The sequence below is a fragment of the Inquilinus sp. CA228 genome (assembly GCF_052078665.1).
Taxonomy (GTDB): Bacteria; Pseudomonadota; Alphaproteobacteria; order DSM-16000; family Inquilinaceae; genus Inquilinus.
In genome coordinates, this window is sequence record NZ_JBQJIK010000022.1 from 82,475 (window position 1) to 99,167 (window position 16,693).

The 16,693-nt window shown below is 68.8% G+C and carries 9 protein-coding genes; 8 read left to right on the forward strand and 1 reads right to left on the reverse strand.

What is annotated here, in order from left to right; translation table 11 throughout:
- Positions 1 to 162 precede the first annotated feature (162 nt).
- The 6 genes from ACTOWL_RS13235 to ACTOWL_RS13260 all read left to right on the forward strand — a co-directional run bounded on the left by ACTOWL_RS13235 (position 163) and on the right by ACTOWL_RS13260 (position 8,597).
- Positions 163 to 1,317 carry an ABC transporter permease gene (locus tag ACTOWL_RS13235; RefSeq protein WP_441321697.1) on the forward strand — a complete coding sequence of 385 codons (1,155 nt, stop codon included), beginning with the start codon at positions 163 to 165 and terminating at the stop codon, positions 1,315 to 1,317.
- A 4-nt stretch (positions 1,318 to 1,321) separates the two neighbouring features.
- Entirely contained in the window at positions 1,322 to 2,335 is a 1,014-nt protein-coding gene (locus tag ACTOWL_RS13240; protein WP_441321698.1) for an ABC transporter ATP-binding protein, read from the forward strand.
- Entirely contained in the window at positions 2,335 to 3,429 is a 1,095-nt protein-coding gene (locus ACTOWL_RS13245; RefSeq protein WP_441321699.1) for an ABC transporter ATP-binding protein, read from the forward strand. The genes ACTOWL_RS13240 and ACTOWL_RS13245 overlap by 1 nt, the downstream gene beginning before the upstream one ends.
- Entirely contained in the window at positions 3,371 to 5,467 is a 2,097-nt protein-coding gene (locus tag ACTOWL_RS13250) for an alpha-amylase family protein (RefSeq protein WP_441321700.1), read from the forward strand. The genes ACTOWL_RS13245 and ACTOWL_RS13250 overlap by 59 nt, the downstream gene beginning before the upstream one ends.
- A 103-nt stretch (positions 5,468 to 5,570) precedes the next feature.
- Positions 5,571 to 7,535 (forward strand): ABC transporter substrate-binding protein, encoded by a 1,965-nt coding sequence (locus tag ACTOWL_RS13255; protein WP_441321701.1) that lies wholly within the window; start codon positions 5,571 to 5,573, stop codon positions 7,533 to 7,535.
- Positions 7,536 to 7,610: 75 nt separating this feature from the next.
- Positions 7,611 to 8,597: an ABC transporter permease gene (locus ACTOWL_RS13260; RefSeq protein WP_441321702.1), complete on the forward strand. Its 987-nt coding sequence runs from the start codon at positions 7,611 to 7,613 to the stop codon at positions 8,595 to 8,597.
- A 232-nt stretch (positions 8,598 to 8,829) separates the two neighbouring features.
- On the opposite strand, the gene ACTOWL_RS13265 is transcribed toward ACTOWL_RS13260, so the two are convergent.
- Positions 8,830 to 9,789 (reverse strand): hypothetical protein, encoded by a 960-nt coding sequence (locus tag ACTOWL_RS13265; protein ID WP_441321703.1) that lies wholly within the window; start codon positions 9,787 to 9,789, stop codon positions 8,830 to 8,832.
- Positions 9,790 to 9,987: 198 nt separating this feature from the next.
- On the opposite strand from ACTOWL_RS13265, the gene ACTOWL_RS13270 reads away from it, so the two are divergent.
- Complete coding sequence (locus ACTOWL_RS13270; RefSeq protein ID WP_441321704.1) at positions 9,988 to 14,223, forward strand: autotransporter domain-containing protein; 4,236 nt, start codon at positions 9,988 to 9,990, stop codon at positions 14,221 to 14,223.
- Between the two features lie 5 nt (positions 14,224 to 14,228).
- Positions 14,229 to 16,693 (forward strand): hypothetical protein (locus ACTOWL_RS13275; protein WP_441321705.1); only part of this gene is annotated, 2,465 nt, incomplete at its 3' end.

A 16,693-nucleotide genomic window follows, 5' to 3' on the forward strand; every position in this document is an offset into this window, starting at 1 on the left:
GATAACAAAGATAACAGCGACTGCGCCAGAGGCCGGCCGCGATGTTGTTGGGAGGATGTCCATGCCGCGGCGTGCGCCGGTCTTTGCGTCCTGGTTTTCCCATTCTGCCGGGGTCGCGCACACCGGGCGGGGCGATCGGCGCGGGCCGGGCCCACGGCGGCCATGACCCTCGGACTCAACCAGGAGGTCCCCGCCGCGGCCGGTCCGGAACGCCGCGGCGAGGTGGCTGTCGGGCTGTCGAGCCAGTCCCGGCTCGTCTGGCTGAAGTTCCGGGGGCACAGGCTCGCCTTCTGGAGTGGCGTGCTCCTCCTCCTGATCTATGCCGTCGCGATCCTGGCCGAATTCATCGCGCCGAAGACGCCGGACGCCTACGACCCGCGCTTCACCATGGTGCCGCCCCAGGGCATCCATTTCTTCTATCGCGACGGCGACGGCGCGCTCCGCATCCAGCCGCATGTCTACGGCTTCACCTCGAAGCGCGATCCGAAGACGCTGCGCCGGGTCTTCGCCATGGACGAGACCGTGCGCGTGCCGGTCGGGCTCCTCGTCCGGGGCGAACCCTATCGCCTCTGGGGCCTGATCCCGACCGACCGGCACCTCATCGGCCCGCTCGACCAGGGCCAGCCCTTCTATCTCCTCGGCTCCGACCGCCTCGGCCGCGACGTCCTCAGCCGGCTCGTCTACGGCACCCGGGTCTCGATGTCGATCGGCCTCGTCGGGGTGACGGCGAGCCTCGTCCTCGGCGTCCTGCTCGGCGGCATCTCCGGTTATTTCGGCGGCACGGCCGACGCGGTGATCCAGCGCGTGATCGAGTTCATCATGTCGGTGCCGACGATCCCGCTCTGGATGGGCCTGGCGGCGGCCATCCCGGTCACCTGGTCGCCGGTGCTGGTCTATTTTATGATCACGCTGATCATCTCTCTCATCGGCTGGACCGCGCTGGCGCGCGAGGTGCGCGGGCGGTTCATGTCCTGGCGCAACGAGCCCTTCGTGATCGCCGCGCGGCTCGACGGGACGCGCCAGATGAGGATCATCACCCGCCACCTGGTGCCGGGCTTCACCAGCCACATCATCGCCTCGGTGACGCTCGCCATCCCGGCGATGATCATCGCCGAGACCTCGCTGAGCTTCCTCGGCATCGGGCTGCGCCCGCCGGTGGTGAGCTGGGGCGTGCTGCTGCAGGAGGCCCAGAACATCCGCTCGCTGGCGGAGGCGCCGTGGCTGCTCGCGCCCGGCGTCGCGGTGATCGTCACCGTGCTCGCGCTCAACTTCCTCGGCGACGGGCTGCGCGACGCCGCCGACCCCTATTCGGACTGAGGCGATGGCAGCGCTGCTCAGCATCCAGGGGCTCAAGACCCATTTCGGCACCCCTGAGGGCGTCGTTCGCGCCGTCGACGGCATCGATCTCGAGGTGCACAGGGGAAGCACCCTCTGCGTCGTCGGCGAGTCCGGCTCCGGCAAGTCGATGATGGCGCGATCGATCCTGCAGATCGTCTCGCGCCCCGGCCGGATCGTTGCCGGCTCGATCCGCTTCGCCCGCGACGGGCGCCCCGCGGTCGACATCGCGCCGCTCGATCCCAGGGGCGCCGAGATCCGCGCCATCCGCGGCCGCGACATCGCGATGATCTTCCAGGAGCCGATGAATTCGCTGAGCCCCGTGCATTCGATCGGCAACCAGCTGATCGAGAAGATCCTGCTGCACCATCGGATCGGCCGGAAGGCCGCGGTCGACCGCGCGGCCCAGGCGCTCGACCGGGTCGGCATTCCCGATCCGCGCCGCCGACTGTCCAGCTATCCGTTCGAGCTGTCGGGCGGCATGCGCCAGCGGGTGATGATCGCGATGGCGCTGGCCTGCCGCCCCGCGCTGCTGATCGCCGACGAGCCGACGACCGCGCTCGACGTCACGACCCAGGCCAACATTCTCGAGCTGATCAAGGCGCTGCAGGACGAGACGGGGATGGCCGTCATGTTCATCACCCATGATCTCGGCGTCGTCGCCGAGATCGCCGACGAGGTGGCGGTGATGTATCTGGGCCGGGTGGTCGAGCGGGGCAGCGCCGACCGGATCTTCGCCGACCCGCAGCACCCCTACACGCTGGCGCTGCTGCGCTCGATCCCGAAGCTTGGCGGCCGGCGGGAACGGGGCCGGCGGCTCGACGCCATCGCCGGCATGGTGCCGCATCCGCTGAACCGGCCGCCCGGCTGCCCCTTCAACACGCGGTGCCCGGAAGCGGTGGCGGGCCTCTGCGATCGGGTCGACCCCGAGATGCGGGAGCTGTCGCCGGGCCATTTCGGCGCCTGCCATCTGCGCGGGCCGGCGGGGCAGGCGGGATGATGGCGGATTTGGCGACGACCGGCAGTCGGTCCTCCCTGCTGCAGGCCCAGAACGTCCGGGTGCATTTCCCGATCCGCAAGGGCTTCCTGAAGCGCGTCGTCGGGCATGTCCGCGCGGTGGACGGCATCTCGCTCGCGATCCGGCCGGGGGAGACGCTGAGCCTGGTCGGCGAATCCGGCTGCGGCAAGACCACGCTGGGCCAGGCGCTCGTCCGCGTCATCGAACCGACGGACGGCCGGATCCTCTACCACCGCGGCGCGGGCGACCCGGTCGATCTCGCACATCTCGGCGAGGCCGCGCTGCGGCCCTATCGCTCCGAGATCCGGATGATCTTCCAGGACCCCTTCGCCTCGCTCAATCCGCGCCGGCGGGTGATCGACATCATCGGCGAGGGCCTGCGCAATTTCGGCGTGACCGACGAGGCGGAGGTCGAGGCGCGCGTCGCGGCCCTGCTCGGCAAGGTCGGCCTCCGCCCGGAATACATGTCGCGCTACCCCTATGCCTTCTCCGGCGGCGAACGGCAGCGGATCGGCATCGCCCGGGCGCTGGCGCCACGGCCGAAGCTGGTGGTCGCGGATGAATGCGTCTCGGCGCTGGACGTCTCGGTCCGGGCGCAGACGCTGAACCTGCTGCAGGACCTGCAGGAGGAGTTCGACCTTACCTACCTCTTCATCTCGCACGACCTCAGCGTCGTCGAATACATCTCCGACCGGGTGGCGGTGATGTATGCCGGCCGGATCGTCGAGCTCGCCGAGACCGAGCCGCTGTTCGCCCGGCCCCGCCACCCCTACACCGCCGCGCTGCTCGCCGCGGTGCCGCGGCCCGATCCGCGCATGGCCCGCGCCCCGCGCCGCCTGCGGCTCGGCGGCGAGGTGGCCGACCCGGCCAACCGCCCCACCGGCTGCGCGTTCCATCCGCGCTGCCCCTTCGCCACCGATCTCTGCCGCGTCGAGGATCCCGCCCCGCGGGTCGTCTCGGGGCATCAGGTCGCCTGTCACCACGCGGAAACGCTGGATCACAAGGGAGTGATGGCCGATGCGGCCCGACAAGAACGAGGATTTTCCCCAGGTCGCGACGTCGCCGGCGGGCGATAGGCCGTGGTGGCGGAAGCCCTACCGGATGGTGCAGACCAATCTGCGCCAGACGGACGCGGCGCTTGATCCGAAGGCGGTCGCCCGGCAGACCCGCGAGTTCGGCGCCGACATCCTGCTGTTCAACATCGGCGGCATCTACGCCTTCTACCCGACCGATCTCGAGCTGCAGGAGCGCAACCCCTATCTCCGCGGCGACCTGCTCGGCGAGATGCTGGCGGCGGTGCGGGCGGAGGGGCTGAAGCTGGTCGGCCGCTTCGACATGTCGAAGGCCACCCGCCGGGCCTACGAGGCGCATCCCGACTGGTTCGTCCACAACCGCGCCGGCAAGGCGATCGTCTACAACGGCACCTACCAGGCCTGCGTCAATGGCGGCTGGTACCAGGACTACGCGCACCGGATCCTGCGCGAGGCGCTCGGCCGCTACGAGGTCGACGGCGTCTTCTTCAACATGTTCGGCTATCGCAGCGTCGACTACAGCGGTCACTATCACGGCATCTGCGTCTGCCGGAACTGCCGCGACCGGTTCCGGGAGATGCATGGCCGGGACCTGCCGATGGAGGAGAGCTTCGCCGACCCGGCCTATCGCGACTATCTGGAGTTCCAGGACCGGACCACCGCGGCCCTCGCCGACGACATCTACCGCACGATCAAGGCGGTGAATCCCGCGGTCGCCATGACCGGGCACCGCAACGCCTCCGACCTCATCCGGATGGAGGTGCAGCGCGCGGTCGACCGGCCGCAGCCGGAATGGCCCTACCAGGCCGGCGAGCAGGCGCGGTGGGCGGCGGCCCACGGGCAGGGCAAGACCTTCTCCTCGACCTCGGCCGCCTTCATCGACTTCGCCTGGCGCTTCGTCTCCGAGACCGGCGCCTGCCACGAGCTCCGCTTCGCCCAGCAGCTGGCGAACGGCGCCTCGCTCGACCACTACCTTGTCGGGACCTTCGACCAGGACGACCGGAAGTCGTTCCCGGCCATCAGCCGCCTGTTCCACTGGCACCGCAAGAACGAGAGCCACTACGCGGATCTGAAGTCGGCCGCGCGGGTCGGGCTCTATCACACCTTCAAGACCGGGCTCCATCGCGGCGCCACCGAGACGGCGGATCTCGGCAACGCGCCGTTCCGCGGCGCCTACCGGGCGCTGCTGGAGGCGCGGATCCCGTTCGACATGGTCTCCGACGAGCGCGTCGCCGGCGGCCAGGCTCTCCTCGCGCGCTACGACGTGATCCTGATGCCGAACGTCGCCTGCATCGGCGATGCCGAGGCCGCCGCGCTCGACGCCTATGTCGAGGCGGGCGGCGTGCTCGTCGCCACCGGCGAGACCGGCTTCTATGACGAGCGCGGCGTGGCGCGGCCGGGACAGGCGCTGGCCGCGCTGCCGGTCTCGGATCTACGCGCCCGGCGCCGCGACATGCGGGGCGCCTATTTCCGGATCGGCGCGGGCGAGCTGCCGTCGCTGCCGGACACCGGGTTGCTTTATCTCGACGGCCGCTACCTCCACCCGACCGTCAGGGACGGGGCCGAGACCATGCTCCGGCTGGTCCCGCCGCAGCGCTTCGGGCCGCCGGAGCTGTGCTTCCCCGACATCGAGTCCGACCTGCCCGGGGTCGTCAGCGCTCCCCATGGCCGGGGCCGGGGCGTCTATCTGCCCTGGCTGCCGGACTGGCTCTACCACCGCGACAGCCTGCCCGATCACCGCGAGCTGATCGCCGATCTGATCCGCCGGAACGCGCCGCCGGCGCCCGTCGTGCTGGACGGGGCCGGGCCGGTGGAGCTGACGGTCCACCGGCAGGCGACCACCGGCCGTTGGCTGGTGCATCTCGTCAATTTCAGCGGCCAGCGGAACAACCTCTACGAGGACCCGGCGGCGATCCACGGCCTCCGCCTCGGCATACGGACCGGGACGGTCGGCCGGGTCCGGGCGCTGGGCGTGGATCGCGAACTGGCGCCGGAGGCGGCGACCGGGGAGGCGGATCGGATCTGGCTCGCGCTGCCGCCGCTCGGCGCCTTCGAAGCGATCTCGATCGAGGTTTCGGAATGAAGCCGCCCCCGGACGCGCCGCCCGGCGCGTCCGGGGGCCAAGACAGGGAGGGAGGACGGTCTTGCCATCGACAGCAACGAGGGAAGCCCCAGGGAGACGTGAGATGACGATCTTCGCGACGTTGAGGGCCGCATGGCGCCTGTCCTGCGCCGCCGGCCTGGCCGTCCTGCTGCTGGCCGCCGGCCCGGCGGCGGCGCAAGCCTACAAGGAGGCGCCGATCCTGGCCGAACAGGTGAAGGCCGGCACGCTGCCGCCCGTCGCCGAACGGCTGCCGGCCGAGCCGATGGTGGTGAAGCCCTACAAGGACATCGGCCGTTACGGCGGGACCTGGCGGCTGTCGATGGCCAGCGCCAGCGACATCAGCAGTCTCGTCCGCACCATCGGCTACGAGAACTTCACCCGCTGGAAGACCTGGTCGCCGGATGTCGCGCAGAAGGACATCGTGCCCGAGGTCGAGATGAACGTCGCCAAATCGGTCGACATCAGCGAGGACGGCAAGGTCTACACCTTCCACCTCCGGCCGGGGATGAAATGGTCCGACGGCCAGCCCTACACCGCCGACGACGTCATGTTCTGGTACGAGGACGTGTACTCGAACCAGGAACTGCTGCCGACCAAGCCCACCTGGTCGGTGCGCGGCGGCAAGCCGCTCGTCGTCGAGAAGATCGACGACACTACCGTCGCCTTCAAGTTCGCCGAGCCGAACGGGCTTCTGCTGCAATGGCTGGCGACGCCGGCCAATGACGAGGAGGCCAATGTGCCGACGGCCTATCCGCGGCACTACCTGCAGCAGTTCCACAAGAAATACGCCCCGGATGTGGAGCAGGCGGCGCAGGCGGCCGGGCAGCAGAACTGGGTCGGCTTCTTCCATTCCAAGGCCGATGCCTGGCGCAACCCGGACCTGCCACGGCTGAACCCCTGGATCGTCTCGGCCGGCATCGGCCAGGGCAGCGGCAACAAGGTGGTCGCCCGCCGCAACCCCTATTATTTCAAGGTCGATCCCGAAGGGAACCAGCTGCCCTACATGGACGAGGCGACGATCGACATCGTGGCTGACCCGCAGGTCATGCTGCTGAAGGCCGCCAACGGCGATTTCGACATGGTGGACAGCTATATCGGCTTCGTCACAACGCCGGAGAACAAGGCCGTCTTCTACGACAACCAGGAACGCGGCAACTACGATTTCTACGACGTGCTGCCGAACCGCGCCAACCTGATGATCGTCTCGCTCAACCTGACCGACAAGGACCCGGTGAAGCGGCAAGTCTTCGGCAACATCGACTTCCGCCACGCGCTGTCGATGGCGATCAACCGGGACGAGATCATCGAGCTCGTCTATCTCGGCCAAGGGCGCCCGTACCAGGTGGTGGAACGGCCGGAATCGCCGCTGTTCGACGAGAAGATGGCGACCCAGTTCACGCAGTACGACCCGGCGGCCGCGAACGCCCTGCTCGACAAGGCCGGGTTCGACAAGAAGGATGCGAACGGCATCCGGCTCGGCCCGGACGGCAAGCCGATCCAGGTCACCATCGACATCTCGGTGCTGCGCCAACCCTGGATCGACACCGCGGAGCTGATCAAGCGCTATTGGAAGGCGGTCGGCGTCGAGCTCTTCATCAACACCTCGGACACCACGGCGCTGAACCAGCGGGTCGAGAACAACGACCATGAAGCGGCCGTGTGGTCGGCCTCCGGCGGCGCCGACACGCTGTTCGATCCGAAGTACTTCTTCCCGTCCTCCTGGGCCTCCTTCTACGCCACGACCTGGGGCCAGTGGTATTCGAAGGACGCGCATCCGGAGGAGCCGCCGGAGCCCGCCAGGCGGCAGATGGCGCTGTACGACGAGATCATGGCCACCATCGATCCCGCGAAGCGCCTCGACCTCATGAAGCAGCTCATGGCGATCACGGCGGAGCAGTTCTACACCATCGGCATCATGCAGCCGACGACGGATTACGGGATCATCAACAAGCGGCTGAAGAACGTGCCGCCGGTCCTGCTCGCCAGCACCGAATACACCCATCCCGGCGCGGCGAACCCGGAACAGTTCTACTTCACAGCACCGTAGAGCGCCGCCGGACCGGCCCTCCCCTCGGCCTGCGGGCGAGGGGAGGGCCGGCTGATCGGATCTGGAGGAACGGCCATGGTCTCGTTCATCGCCCATCGTCTGGTCCACATGGTGCTGACGGTCGCGGCCATCTCGGTCATGACCTTCATCATCATCCAGCTGCCGCCGGGCGACTTCGTCACCGCGATGGTGAGCGAGCTGAACCTCCAGGGCACCACCATCGACCCCGGGGCGATGGCGGCAATGCGGGCCCGCTACGGCCTCGACGATCCGATCTACGTGCAATACTGGAAATGGATCTCGAACATCATCCTGCATGGCGATTTCGGCTATTCCCTGGAATGGCGCCGCCCGGTCGCCGATCTGCTGTGGAACCGGCTGGGCCTGACCTTCGTCCTCGCCTTCGTCACGCTGCTGTTCATCTGGGCGGTGTCGTTCCCGATCGGCGTCTACACCGCGGTGCGGCGCCGGACGGTCGGCGACTACCTCGCCACCTTCATCGGGGTGATCGGGCTCGCCATCCCGAACTTCCTGTTCGCGCTGGTGCTGATGTATGTCGCTTTCCGCTATTTCGGGCAGGGCATCGGCGGGCTGTTCTCGCCGGAATACGAGAACGCGCCCTGGAGCTGGGGCAAGGTGGCGGATCTCGCCAGCCATCTCGTCATCCCGACGATCGTGCTCGGCACCGGCGGCACCGCCGCCCTGATCCGCATCCTGCGGGCCAATCTCATCGACGAGCTGGGCAAGCCCTATGTCACCACCGCGCGCGCCTATGGCCTGCCGGAGCGGCGCCTGCTCCTGAAGTATCCGGTGCGGATCGCGCTCAACCCCTTCGTCAGCACGGTCGGCTGGATCCTGCCGACCCTGGTCTCCGGCGCCACCATCACGGCGGTGGTGCTGAACCTGCCGATGACGGGACCGCTGCTGCTGCGCGCGCTGATCGCGCAGGACATGTATCTCGCCGGCAGCTTCATCATGATGCTGAGCGTGCTGACCGTGATCGGGACGCTGCTGTCAGACCTGCTGCTCGCGTGGCTGGATCCGCGCATCCGCTATGGGTGAAGGCGACTTTCATAAACCGTAAGAATCGGCGGCTGCGGGCCTAAATCGAATCCTTGCTGGTCAGAATAGTGCTGACGTGGACGTTTGGTGTTGTGCTCATCGCTTCCGATACCGCAGTTGTCCGGTTGCGGATCGCCGCGGGTCTGTCTCGTTACGGCGCGCTTCAGCCAGGCCGCGCATCACATGGCAAAGGACCTGACCGAGGATTGAGCGTGAAAATCGCGCGGCGCAATCACGCGCCGCCGGCGATGACGCGCAGCGATCCGGGGCGCCGCGCCAAGGTAAGCCAATCGCGATCGAAAAGGTCCGCCAGCGCGCGGTACGCCGACACGGGAATCTGGTCGAAGCCGTCGCTGCTTCCGTTGAGGAACTCGGCAAGACGGAGGTCGACGGCCCTGGCGTCGCCGACGTGCAGGCCGAACTGAGCCAGGTCTTCGGCCACCGAACCTTGCCGCGGAAGATAGGCATCGATCGAACGCAGCCGCGGGTTCGCCGCGGGCAGCCGCACCAGGACGATGCGTGTCACCGAGGGTTGGGCATCGGGGCTGATCAGGGTCGTGCCGAACATCAATCCGCCCAGGACGCTGGCGGGCGGAGCCGCCGGGAACAGGCTGAAGGTGATGACTTGCGTGTCGCCCGCTACGTCGCCGACCTGGATATGCAAACCCCGCTTGGAGACGAACATGGCGCCCTTGAGCGCCAGAGCGCCGGTGGGCAGCACCTCGGTGTAGGAGACCGGCAGCCGATCGGGACTCGATTCGACACCGACGGTCAGCTCGCTCCGGATGAGCCGACCGCGAAAATAGGGCGACCAGGCGTGTGAGTAGCAGACGAACGTGCCGGCCAGTTCGACGGATCCCGATTTGTTGCGGCGGCTGGCGGACTCCTCGAGGTGGTGCAGCAGATCCTCGCGGTCACGGCCGTGGCGGACACAGACCTCGTCGAGGAACGCCTCGGCGTCGCAGTCCGCGATCCATTGGCCGGGCCGATCCAGGCCGAGCACCTTGGACCAGTCCTCGTAGATCTGCCGCTCGCGCGGCTGGGCACGGCCCTGCAGCCATTTGTAGGCGCGGTCGACATCGAACGGCGTCGCCGGATTGATGCGCCGAAAGGCGGCGGCGAGATCCTTGTGCGTGGCCACACCCAGTACGGCCGCGGTGAGACGAAACTTCCGATCGATGTCTCGTGCCACTCGAGTTTCCTGCTGACGGGACGCTTGCCGATTTCCGACGCCATATTGGCATATTCCTGGAAAAGACAAAGAATTCCGGCGCGTTCCAAACGCGAAGGGTGCTGTTCCCGCCTGCACTGCGGCAGATATGGCCTGGGAAAGTGCACCTGAGTGGGGGCGGAATTGATTATCGGTTTGCAGAGTCACGGCCGCGCAACGATGCGGGCACTCCTTGACGGCACTTGTCTCTCGGCCCCCGTCAAGCGCCTGGCGCCGGCCGCGCTGCTCGCCATGGGCCTCGCCGCGGGCGTCTCGTGGCCGGCCGGCCCCGCATTTGCCGCAAACTTCAACGTCGCCAATGACGGCCAGCTGAGGAGCGCCATCAGCAGCGCCGGGAATGGCGACACCATCACCTTCATCGGCAACATCACCCTCGGCAGCAACCTGCCGACGGTGACCAAGAACGTGACCGTCAACGGCGGACTCTTCACCCTGTCGGGCGACAACAAGTATCGCGGCCTGTTCGTGCAGTCCGGCACGGTCGCGATCAACGATCTCGCCATCAAGGATGCGGTCGCCCAGGGCGGCAGAGGCGGAAACGGCGAAGAGGGCGGCGCCGGCGGCGGCGGCGGCGGACTTGGTGGCGCGCTGTTCGTCGCCACCGGCGCCCAGGTGACGGTGAGCAATGTCAGCGCGCAGAACGGCTCGGCGCGCGGCGGCAATGGCGGCAACAGCGGCACCGGCACCGGCAGTACCAGCGGTGGCGGTGGCGGGTACTGGATCGCCGGATCCGATGGCGGCGACGCCGGCTTCTTCGCGAGCGGCGGCGGCGGCACTGGCGGCGGCGGCGACGGCTTCCAGAATCAAAGCGGAGCCAACGGCGGATTTGGCGGCGGCGGGGGCGGCAGCGCCAGCGTCTTCGGCGGCACCGGCGGGTTCGGTGGCGGCGGTGGTGGCGGCAGCGGTGCCACCACGATGCCCGGTGGCTTCGGGGGCGGCACGGGCGGCGCCGGCGCATCCGGCCTCGGCGGTGGCGGCGGCGGCGGCGGTGGACTTGGCGGTGCGATCTTCGTCCAGCAAGGCGGAACCCTGAGCCTGGCCAGCTCGATCAACGTTTCCGGAAACACGGTCGCCGGTGGCAGCGGCGGATCCGGCCACACCCGCGGCCAGTCCGGCGCAGGCGTCGGATCGGGACTCTTTCTCGGCGGCAACGGGACGCTGAACCTGACTCCCGGTGCCGGGCTGTCCCAGGTGATCAGCGACGCCATTGTCGATCAGACCGGCGCCGGCGGCACCGGCGCCAATGCCGGCAGCTGGTCGCTGGTGAAGGACGGCGCGGGGACAACGATCCTGACCGGGGCCAACGCCTATTCCGGCGGAATCACGCTCAAGGCCGGTGTCCTGCAGGGCAGCACCGCCGGCCTGCAGGGCAACATCCTGAACAACGCCAGCGTGGTCTTCGACCAGGCCGGCGCCGGCACCTATGCCGGCAACCTGTCGGGCACCGGCGCCCTCACCGTGCGCGGCTCCGGTGCCGTCACATTCAGTGGAACCAACACCTATTCGGGAACCACGACGGTCAGCAACGGCGGCACTCTGTTGTTCAGCTCCGATGCCAACCTGGGCGCCGCGGGCAATGGCATCAGTCTCAACAACGGCACGATCGGGGTTGGTGCAGGGGAGGGAGGACAGGTCTTCAGCCGACCCGTCACGATCACCGACACCGGAGGGATCTCCGTTGGAGACAATGTGTCGAACCCTGTGACCTGGAGCGGCCAGATCAGCGGCGGCAGGCTGGGCAAGACCGGCCTTGGCACGCTGATCCTGTCCGGGGTCAACACCTATTCCGGCGGCACGGTCGTCGGCGGCGGCACCCTGTCGTTCACCTCCGACGCCAATCTGGGCGCGGCCGGCACGATCATCACGCTGGAGAATGGCGGGCAGATTGGACCGACCAAGGATGCGGTCGCGGGCCTCACGATGGGCCGCCCCATCGTCCTGGCCGATCGGGGCGCCATCACCCTCGGGGTCAATCCTCTCACCTGGGCCGGCAACATCACCGGCAATGGCCAGTTGATCAAGGGCGGCCTCGGCGTGCTGACGCTCTCGGGACTGACCAATACCTACAACGGCGGCACATTCGTGGCGCAGGGTACGCTGCAGATCGCCTCCGACGACAAGCTCGGCCTGGCGGGGACGCCCATCACCCTGATCAACGGGGGTAACCTCTGGGCAGCCGGGACCTTCGCCACCCCGCGGCCCATCACGCTGCAGAACGGGGGCGGCGCGTTCCAGGTCGACGCCGGCCAGACCCTCACCCTGAGCGGGACCCTCCAGGTCGCCGAAGGAAGCAGCATCACCAAGATCGGCGCCGGCACGCTCGTCCTGGCGGGCACCAGCAGCTATACCGGGACCGTCTTCCAGAACGGCGGCACGCTGCAGGGCAACACCTCGACCCTGCTCGGCAACATCGCCTTCGATGCCAATGCGCAGAACACGATCGCGCGATCGGTCACGTTCGACCAGGCCGCGGACGGCAGCTTTGCCGGCACCATCATCGGCATCGGCAGCCTGGCCAAGATCGGCACCGGCACGCTGATCCTGGGCGGCGACAACAGCTACAGCACCGGCACCACGGTCTCGGCAGGGACCTTGCAGGGCACGAGCAAGAGCCTGCAGGGCGCCATCGCGAACAACGCCGCGGTGATCTTCGACCAAGCCTTCGACGGCACTTACGCCGGCAACATGACCGGCTCCGGCACGCTCACCAAGAACGGCACCGGCAAGCTCAATCTCACCGGCACCAGCAGCGTCGGCGGCGGCACGACCATCAATGCCGGCGGCTTTGCCGTCAACGGTCACCTGGCCAGCAACGTCACGCTCAACAAGGGCGGCACGCTCAGCGGCACCGGCAACATCACCGGCGACATCACCAACAATGGCGGCACGATCAGCCCGGGCAACTCGATCGGCCATCTGACGGTCAACGGCAACTTCACCTTCAACGGCGGCACCTACGAGGTCGAGGTCGATCCCCAGGGCGACAGCGACCGCGTCAGCGTGGTCGGCGCCGGCCACGCGGTGAGGATCCATACCGGCACGCTGCTGGTCGTCCCGCACGCCGGCACCTACACACCCGGCACGAAATACACGATCATCACGACCGAGGCCGGCGGCAACGTCTGGGTCGGCGAGCTGGCCGGCGGCGTCGGGTTCCTGAAGCCGGAGGCTTCGCTCGATCCCGATCTGCACAGCATCTACCTCACCCTGGCGCTGCCGTCCGACGCCTTCCGCTCGGCCGGCCGGACCGACAACCAGCAGGCGGTCGGCGGCGCGCTCGATGCCATCGCCGCCGGCGGCGATGTCGGCGGCCTCGTCACGACGATGGCCAACCTGCAACCGTCACAGGGCGCGGCGGCATTGCAGGCGCTGAGCGGCCAGCCCTATGCCGATTTCGGCACGGTGAACGTGCAGGCGAGCCGACTGTTCATGAATGCGGTCGGTCGCCAGATGGCGGCCAACCGCGGCGCCGGCCTCGGCGCGCCTCCGAGCGTGGCGCTGGCCGAGGCGTGCGAGGTCGCCTGCGACGCCGATGCCGTCACATCGTCGCGCTTCTCCGCCTGGCTGGGCGGCATCGGCAGCACCGGCGGCGTCGACGGCGACGGCAATGCCGCCGACCTCTCCTACACGCTGGGCGGCACCGCCTTCGGCGTCGACTATCGCCTCGACCCGCGCCTCCTGCTCGGCATCGCCGGCGGCTACGTCGGCGGCTCGCAGTCGGTCGACGGCTTCCGGGGCGACGGCCACACCGATGCGCTGAGCGTCGCTCTCTACGGCTCCTTCACCCAGGGCGCCTTCTATGCCGATGCGCTGGCGGGCTACGCCAATGCCTCCAACGACATGCAGCGCAAAGTCTCCCTTCCGGGGATGGAGAGTGGCAGCGCCAGCGGCGACACCAGCGCCGACCAGTTCCTCGGCCAGATCGAGACCGGTTACAGGATCGGGCTGGGCTTCCCGGCCGACACGTCGGTCACCCCCTTCGGCCGCCTGCAGATCGCCTCGGTCCATCAGGATGGCTTCACCGAGAAGGGCCGGAGCGACTTCAATCTCGACGTCGAGGCGCAGACCACCACCTCGGTGCGCACGACGTTCGGCGCCGACCTCGCCGCCGGCTTCGATCTCGGCGGCGGCTGGCCGCTGGATGTCGGCGTGCGGGTGGGGTGGATGCACGAATTCGCCGATACGGACCGGCCGATCACGGCGGCCTTCGACGAGGCATTCGGTCCGCGGTTCACGGTGTCCGGCGCCACGGCGGCGCGCGACAGCGCCGTGATCGGCTTCTCCGCCGCAACGGAGATCGCCGACAACACCTCCCTGTCGGTCGGCTACGACGGCGAAGTCGGTGGCAGCACCGACAACCATCAGCTCAGGGCGGTCTTCCGGCGGACCTGGTGAAGCAAATGGGCAGCACTCGAAGAGACGTCATCGGCCTGGCGTTCGGCGGCATCGCCTTCGCCCAGATCGCGGTCCCCACCGCGGCGCAGGCACAGTGCAACTCGAGCAGCAATCCGCCTCCGGCGCCTGGGCACACGGCGAGCTTCTCGAACCAAACCTTCGGCCCAAGTAACCCTTATCAGGTGATCTCGCAGGGTATCACCGGCTGCGTCGGGCCTGATGGAGGCTTCGACGAATCCGGCGTCGATGGCAGTCCGGGACAGGCGGGTGGGCAGATCAGCGGCACCAACACTGCCCTGACCATCATCGGTGGCGCCGAGTCTGTCGGCGGCATTTCGACCTTCGGCGCGTACATCGCCAGCGTGGGCGGAAGTGGTGGCGATGGCGGTCAAGCCGGCTCGACCTGGTCGGACGGCATTCAGGGCGGCGATGGCGGCGCCGGCGGGGTGGGCGGCAACATTACCATCGGGTTTAACGGCACCTTCGTTCCGGATTCGCAGAACGATCCGGCGTCTTACGGGCTCTACGTGTCGTCCGCCGGCGCCGCTGGCGGCAACGGCGGAAAGTCCGGCTATTCGGGGACCTTTTACAAGCAGGCGGGCGCTGGCGGGCCAGGGGGGGCCGGCGGCTCGGTCGCGCTCACGGCAAGCGGTTCTATCCGGGCGGATTATGCCGGCGTTCTGGCGCAGTCCGGCGGCGGTTCGGGCGGGACCGGAGGCGATTCCGACTCCGAAGACAAGCTCGACACCACGCTGGGCGGCGATGGCGGCAATGGCGGTCAGGCGGGGTCAGTGACGCTGAATTGGTTGAGCGGCACCGTCACCACCTCGGGATTCGGTTTGCTTGCCATCGCCGATGGCGGGGCCGGCGGCTCCGGGGGCAATGCAGGTTCGGGAGAAGGCAGCACGGGGGGCGATGGCGGTGCGGGCGGCAATGGCGGGGCAGCCAGCCTGTTGCTCACCGGCGGCGCGGTCACCGTCACCCTGGCCCCGCCCCGTTCGGCGGGCGCCGGCCTCTATGTCTCGACCATCGGCGGCGATGGTGGCAACGGCGGAACCGATAGCACCGGGATTTCGGAGGACGGCGGCAGCGGCGGGAATGGCGGGGGTGGCGGGAATGCCAGCGCCACCGTTCTCGGCTCGGTCACCTATTCCACCGAGATCGGCGGCCAGGGCCAGGGCGTCCTGGTTCAGTCCAACGGCGGCGCCGGCGGGGCCGGTTCCGATGCGGGTGGAATTGTCGGCCAGGCGGGCGGCGGCGGATTCGCCGGCGCCGGCGGCGGTGCCACCTTGATCCTGGGCAACACCGCGAGCCAGGGCGCCGTACGAACCTCGGGGGCTTTCGCCCATGGCACCCTGGTGCAGAGTGTCGGCGGTGCCGGCGGCAATGGCGGCAATGCGAGTTTCAACGCCGATGGCGGCGCCGGGGCAGCAGGCGGGAATGGCGGCGCAGCCGTGGTCAAGGCGCCCAACGGCTCGGTGATCGCCACCGGCAAGAACGCCATCGCGATGGTGGCGCAAAGTGTCGGCGGCGGCGGCGGCGTGGGCGGCGACACCAACGACATCTCGATCGGCACCCAGATTGCCATCGGCGGCAATGGCGGTCTCGGCGGCAACGGCGGAGTGGTCAGTATGGACCTGGCCGGGGGCGTGTTCGCCTCCACCAGCACGCTCGGCGGCGCGGGCATCCTGGCCCAGAGCATCGGCGGGTCCGGTGGGGCCGGCGGCAGCGCGGCCTCGACGGGCGTCGGCTTCTTTTCGATGACGATCGGCGGCGACGCCGGCGGCGGCGGCGTCGGCGGCCTGGTCAGCGTCGCCAACAAGTCGCTGATCACCAGCTATGGCGATCATGCGGCCGGCATCCAGGCGCAAAGCATCGGCGGCGGCGGCGGGAAGGGGGGCGCGGCGTTCACCTTTACCGCCGGCGTCCTTCCGGCCGTGGCGGTCGCGGTCGGTGGCCGCGGCGGCAGCGGCGGCCCGGCGGGGAACGTGTTCGTCAACAACAGCGGCCAGGTCACGACCTACGGCGCGGATGCCACCGGAATCCTCATTCAGAGCATCGGTGGCGGGGGCGGAACGGGAGGGGCCGCGGCTGCGCGGGCGGTCGATCTCTCGCCGAGCAAGTATGTCCCCGCCATCTCGATCTCGGTGGCGACGGGCGGCCAGGGCGGGACGGGCAACACCGGCGGCAAGGTCTCACTCGACAATTCGGGGCTGATCACCACGGCCGGTGACGGCGCCATCGGGGTGATGGCGCAATCGATCGGCGGCGGCGGCGGCACGGGTGGCGACAGCACGGCAGCGTCCTATTCCGGCGGCAGCCAGGGCGGCCTTACGGTTTCGGTCGCGGTGGCGGTCGGCGGCTCCGGGGGCACCGGTGGGACCGGCGGCGCGGTGACGGTGACCAATGAGGGTCTCGTGGCTACAATGGGCCAGGTTGCCTACGGTGTCTTTGCCCGAAGCGTTGGCGG

Coding starts and splice junctions, on each gene's coding strand:
- ACTOWL_RS13235 (WP_441321697.1), top strand. CDS start 163: ATGACCCTCGGACTCAACCAGGAGGTCCCCGCCGCGGCCGGTCCGGAA.
- ACTOWL_RS13240 (WP_441321698.1), top strand. CDS start 1,322: ATGGCAGCGCTGCTCAGCATCCAGGGGCTCAAGACCCATTTCGGCACC.
- ACTOWL_RS13245 (WP_441321699.1), top strand. CDS start 2,335: ATGGCGGATTTGGCGACGACCGGCAGTCGGTCCTCCCTGCTGCAGGCC.
- ACTOWL_RS13250 (WP_441321700.1), top strand. CDS start 3,371: ATGCGGCCCGACAAGAACGAGGATTTTCCCCAGGTCGCGACGTCGCCG.
- ACTOWL_RS13255 (WP_441321701.1), top strand. CDS start 5,571: ATGACGATCTTCGCGACGTTGAGGGCCGCATGGCGCCTGTCCTGCGCC.
- ACTOWL_RS13260 (WP_441321702.1), top strand. CDS start 7,611: ATGGTCTCGTTCATCGCCCATCGTCTGGTCCACATGGTGCTGACGGTC.
- ACTOWL_RS13270 (WP_441321704.1), top strand. CDS start 9,988: ATGCGGGCACTCCTTGACGGCACTTGTCTCTCGGCCCCCGTCAAGCGC.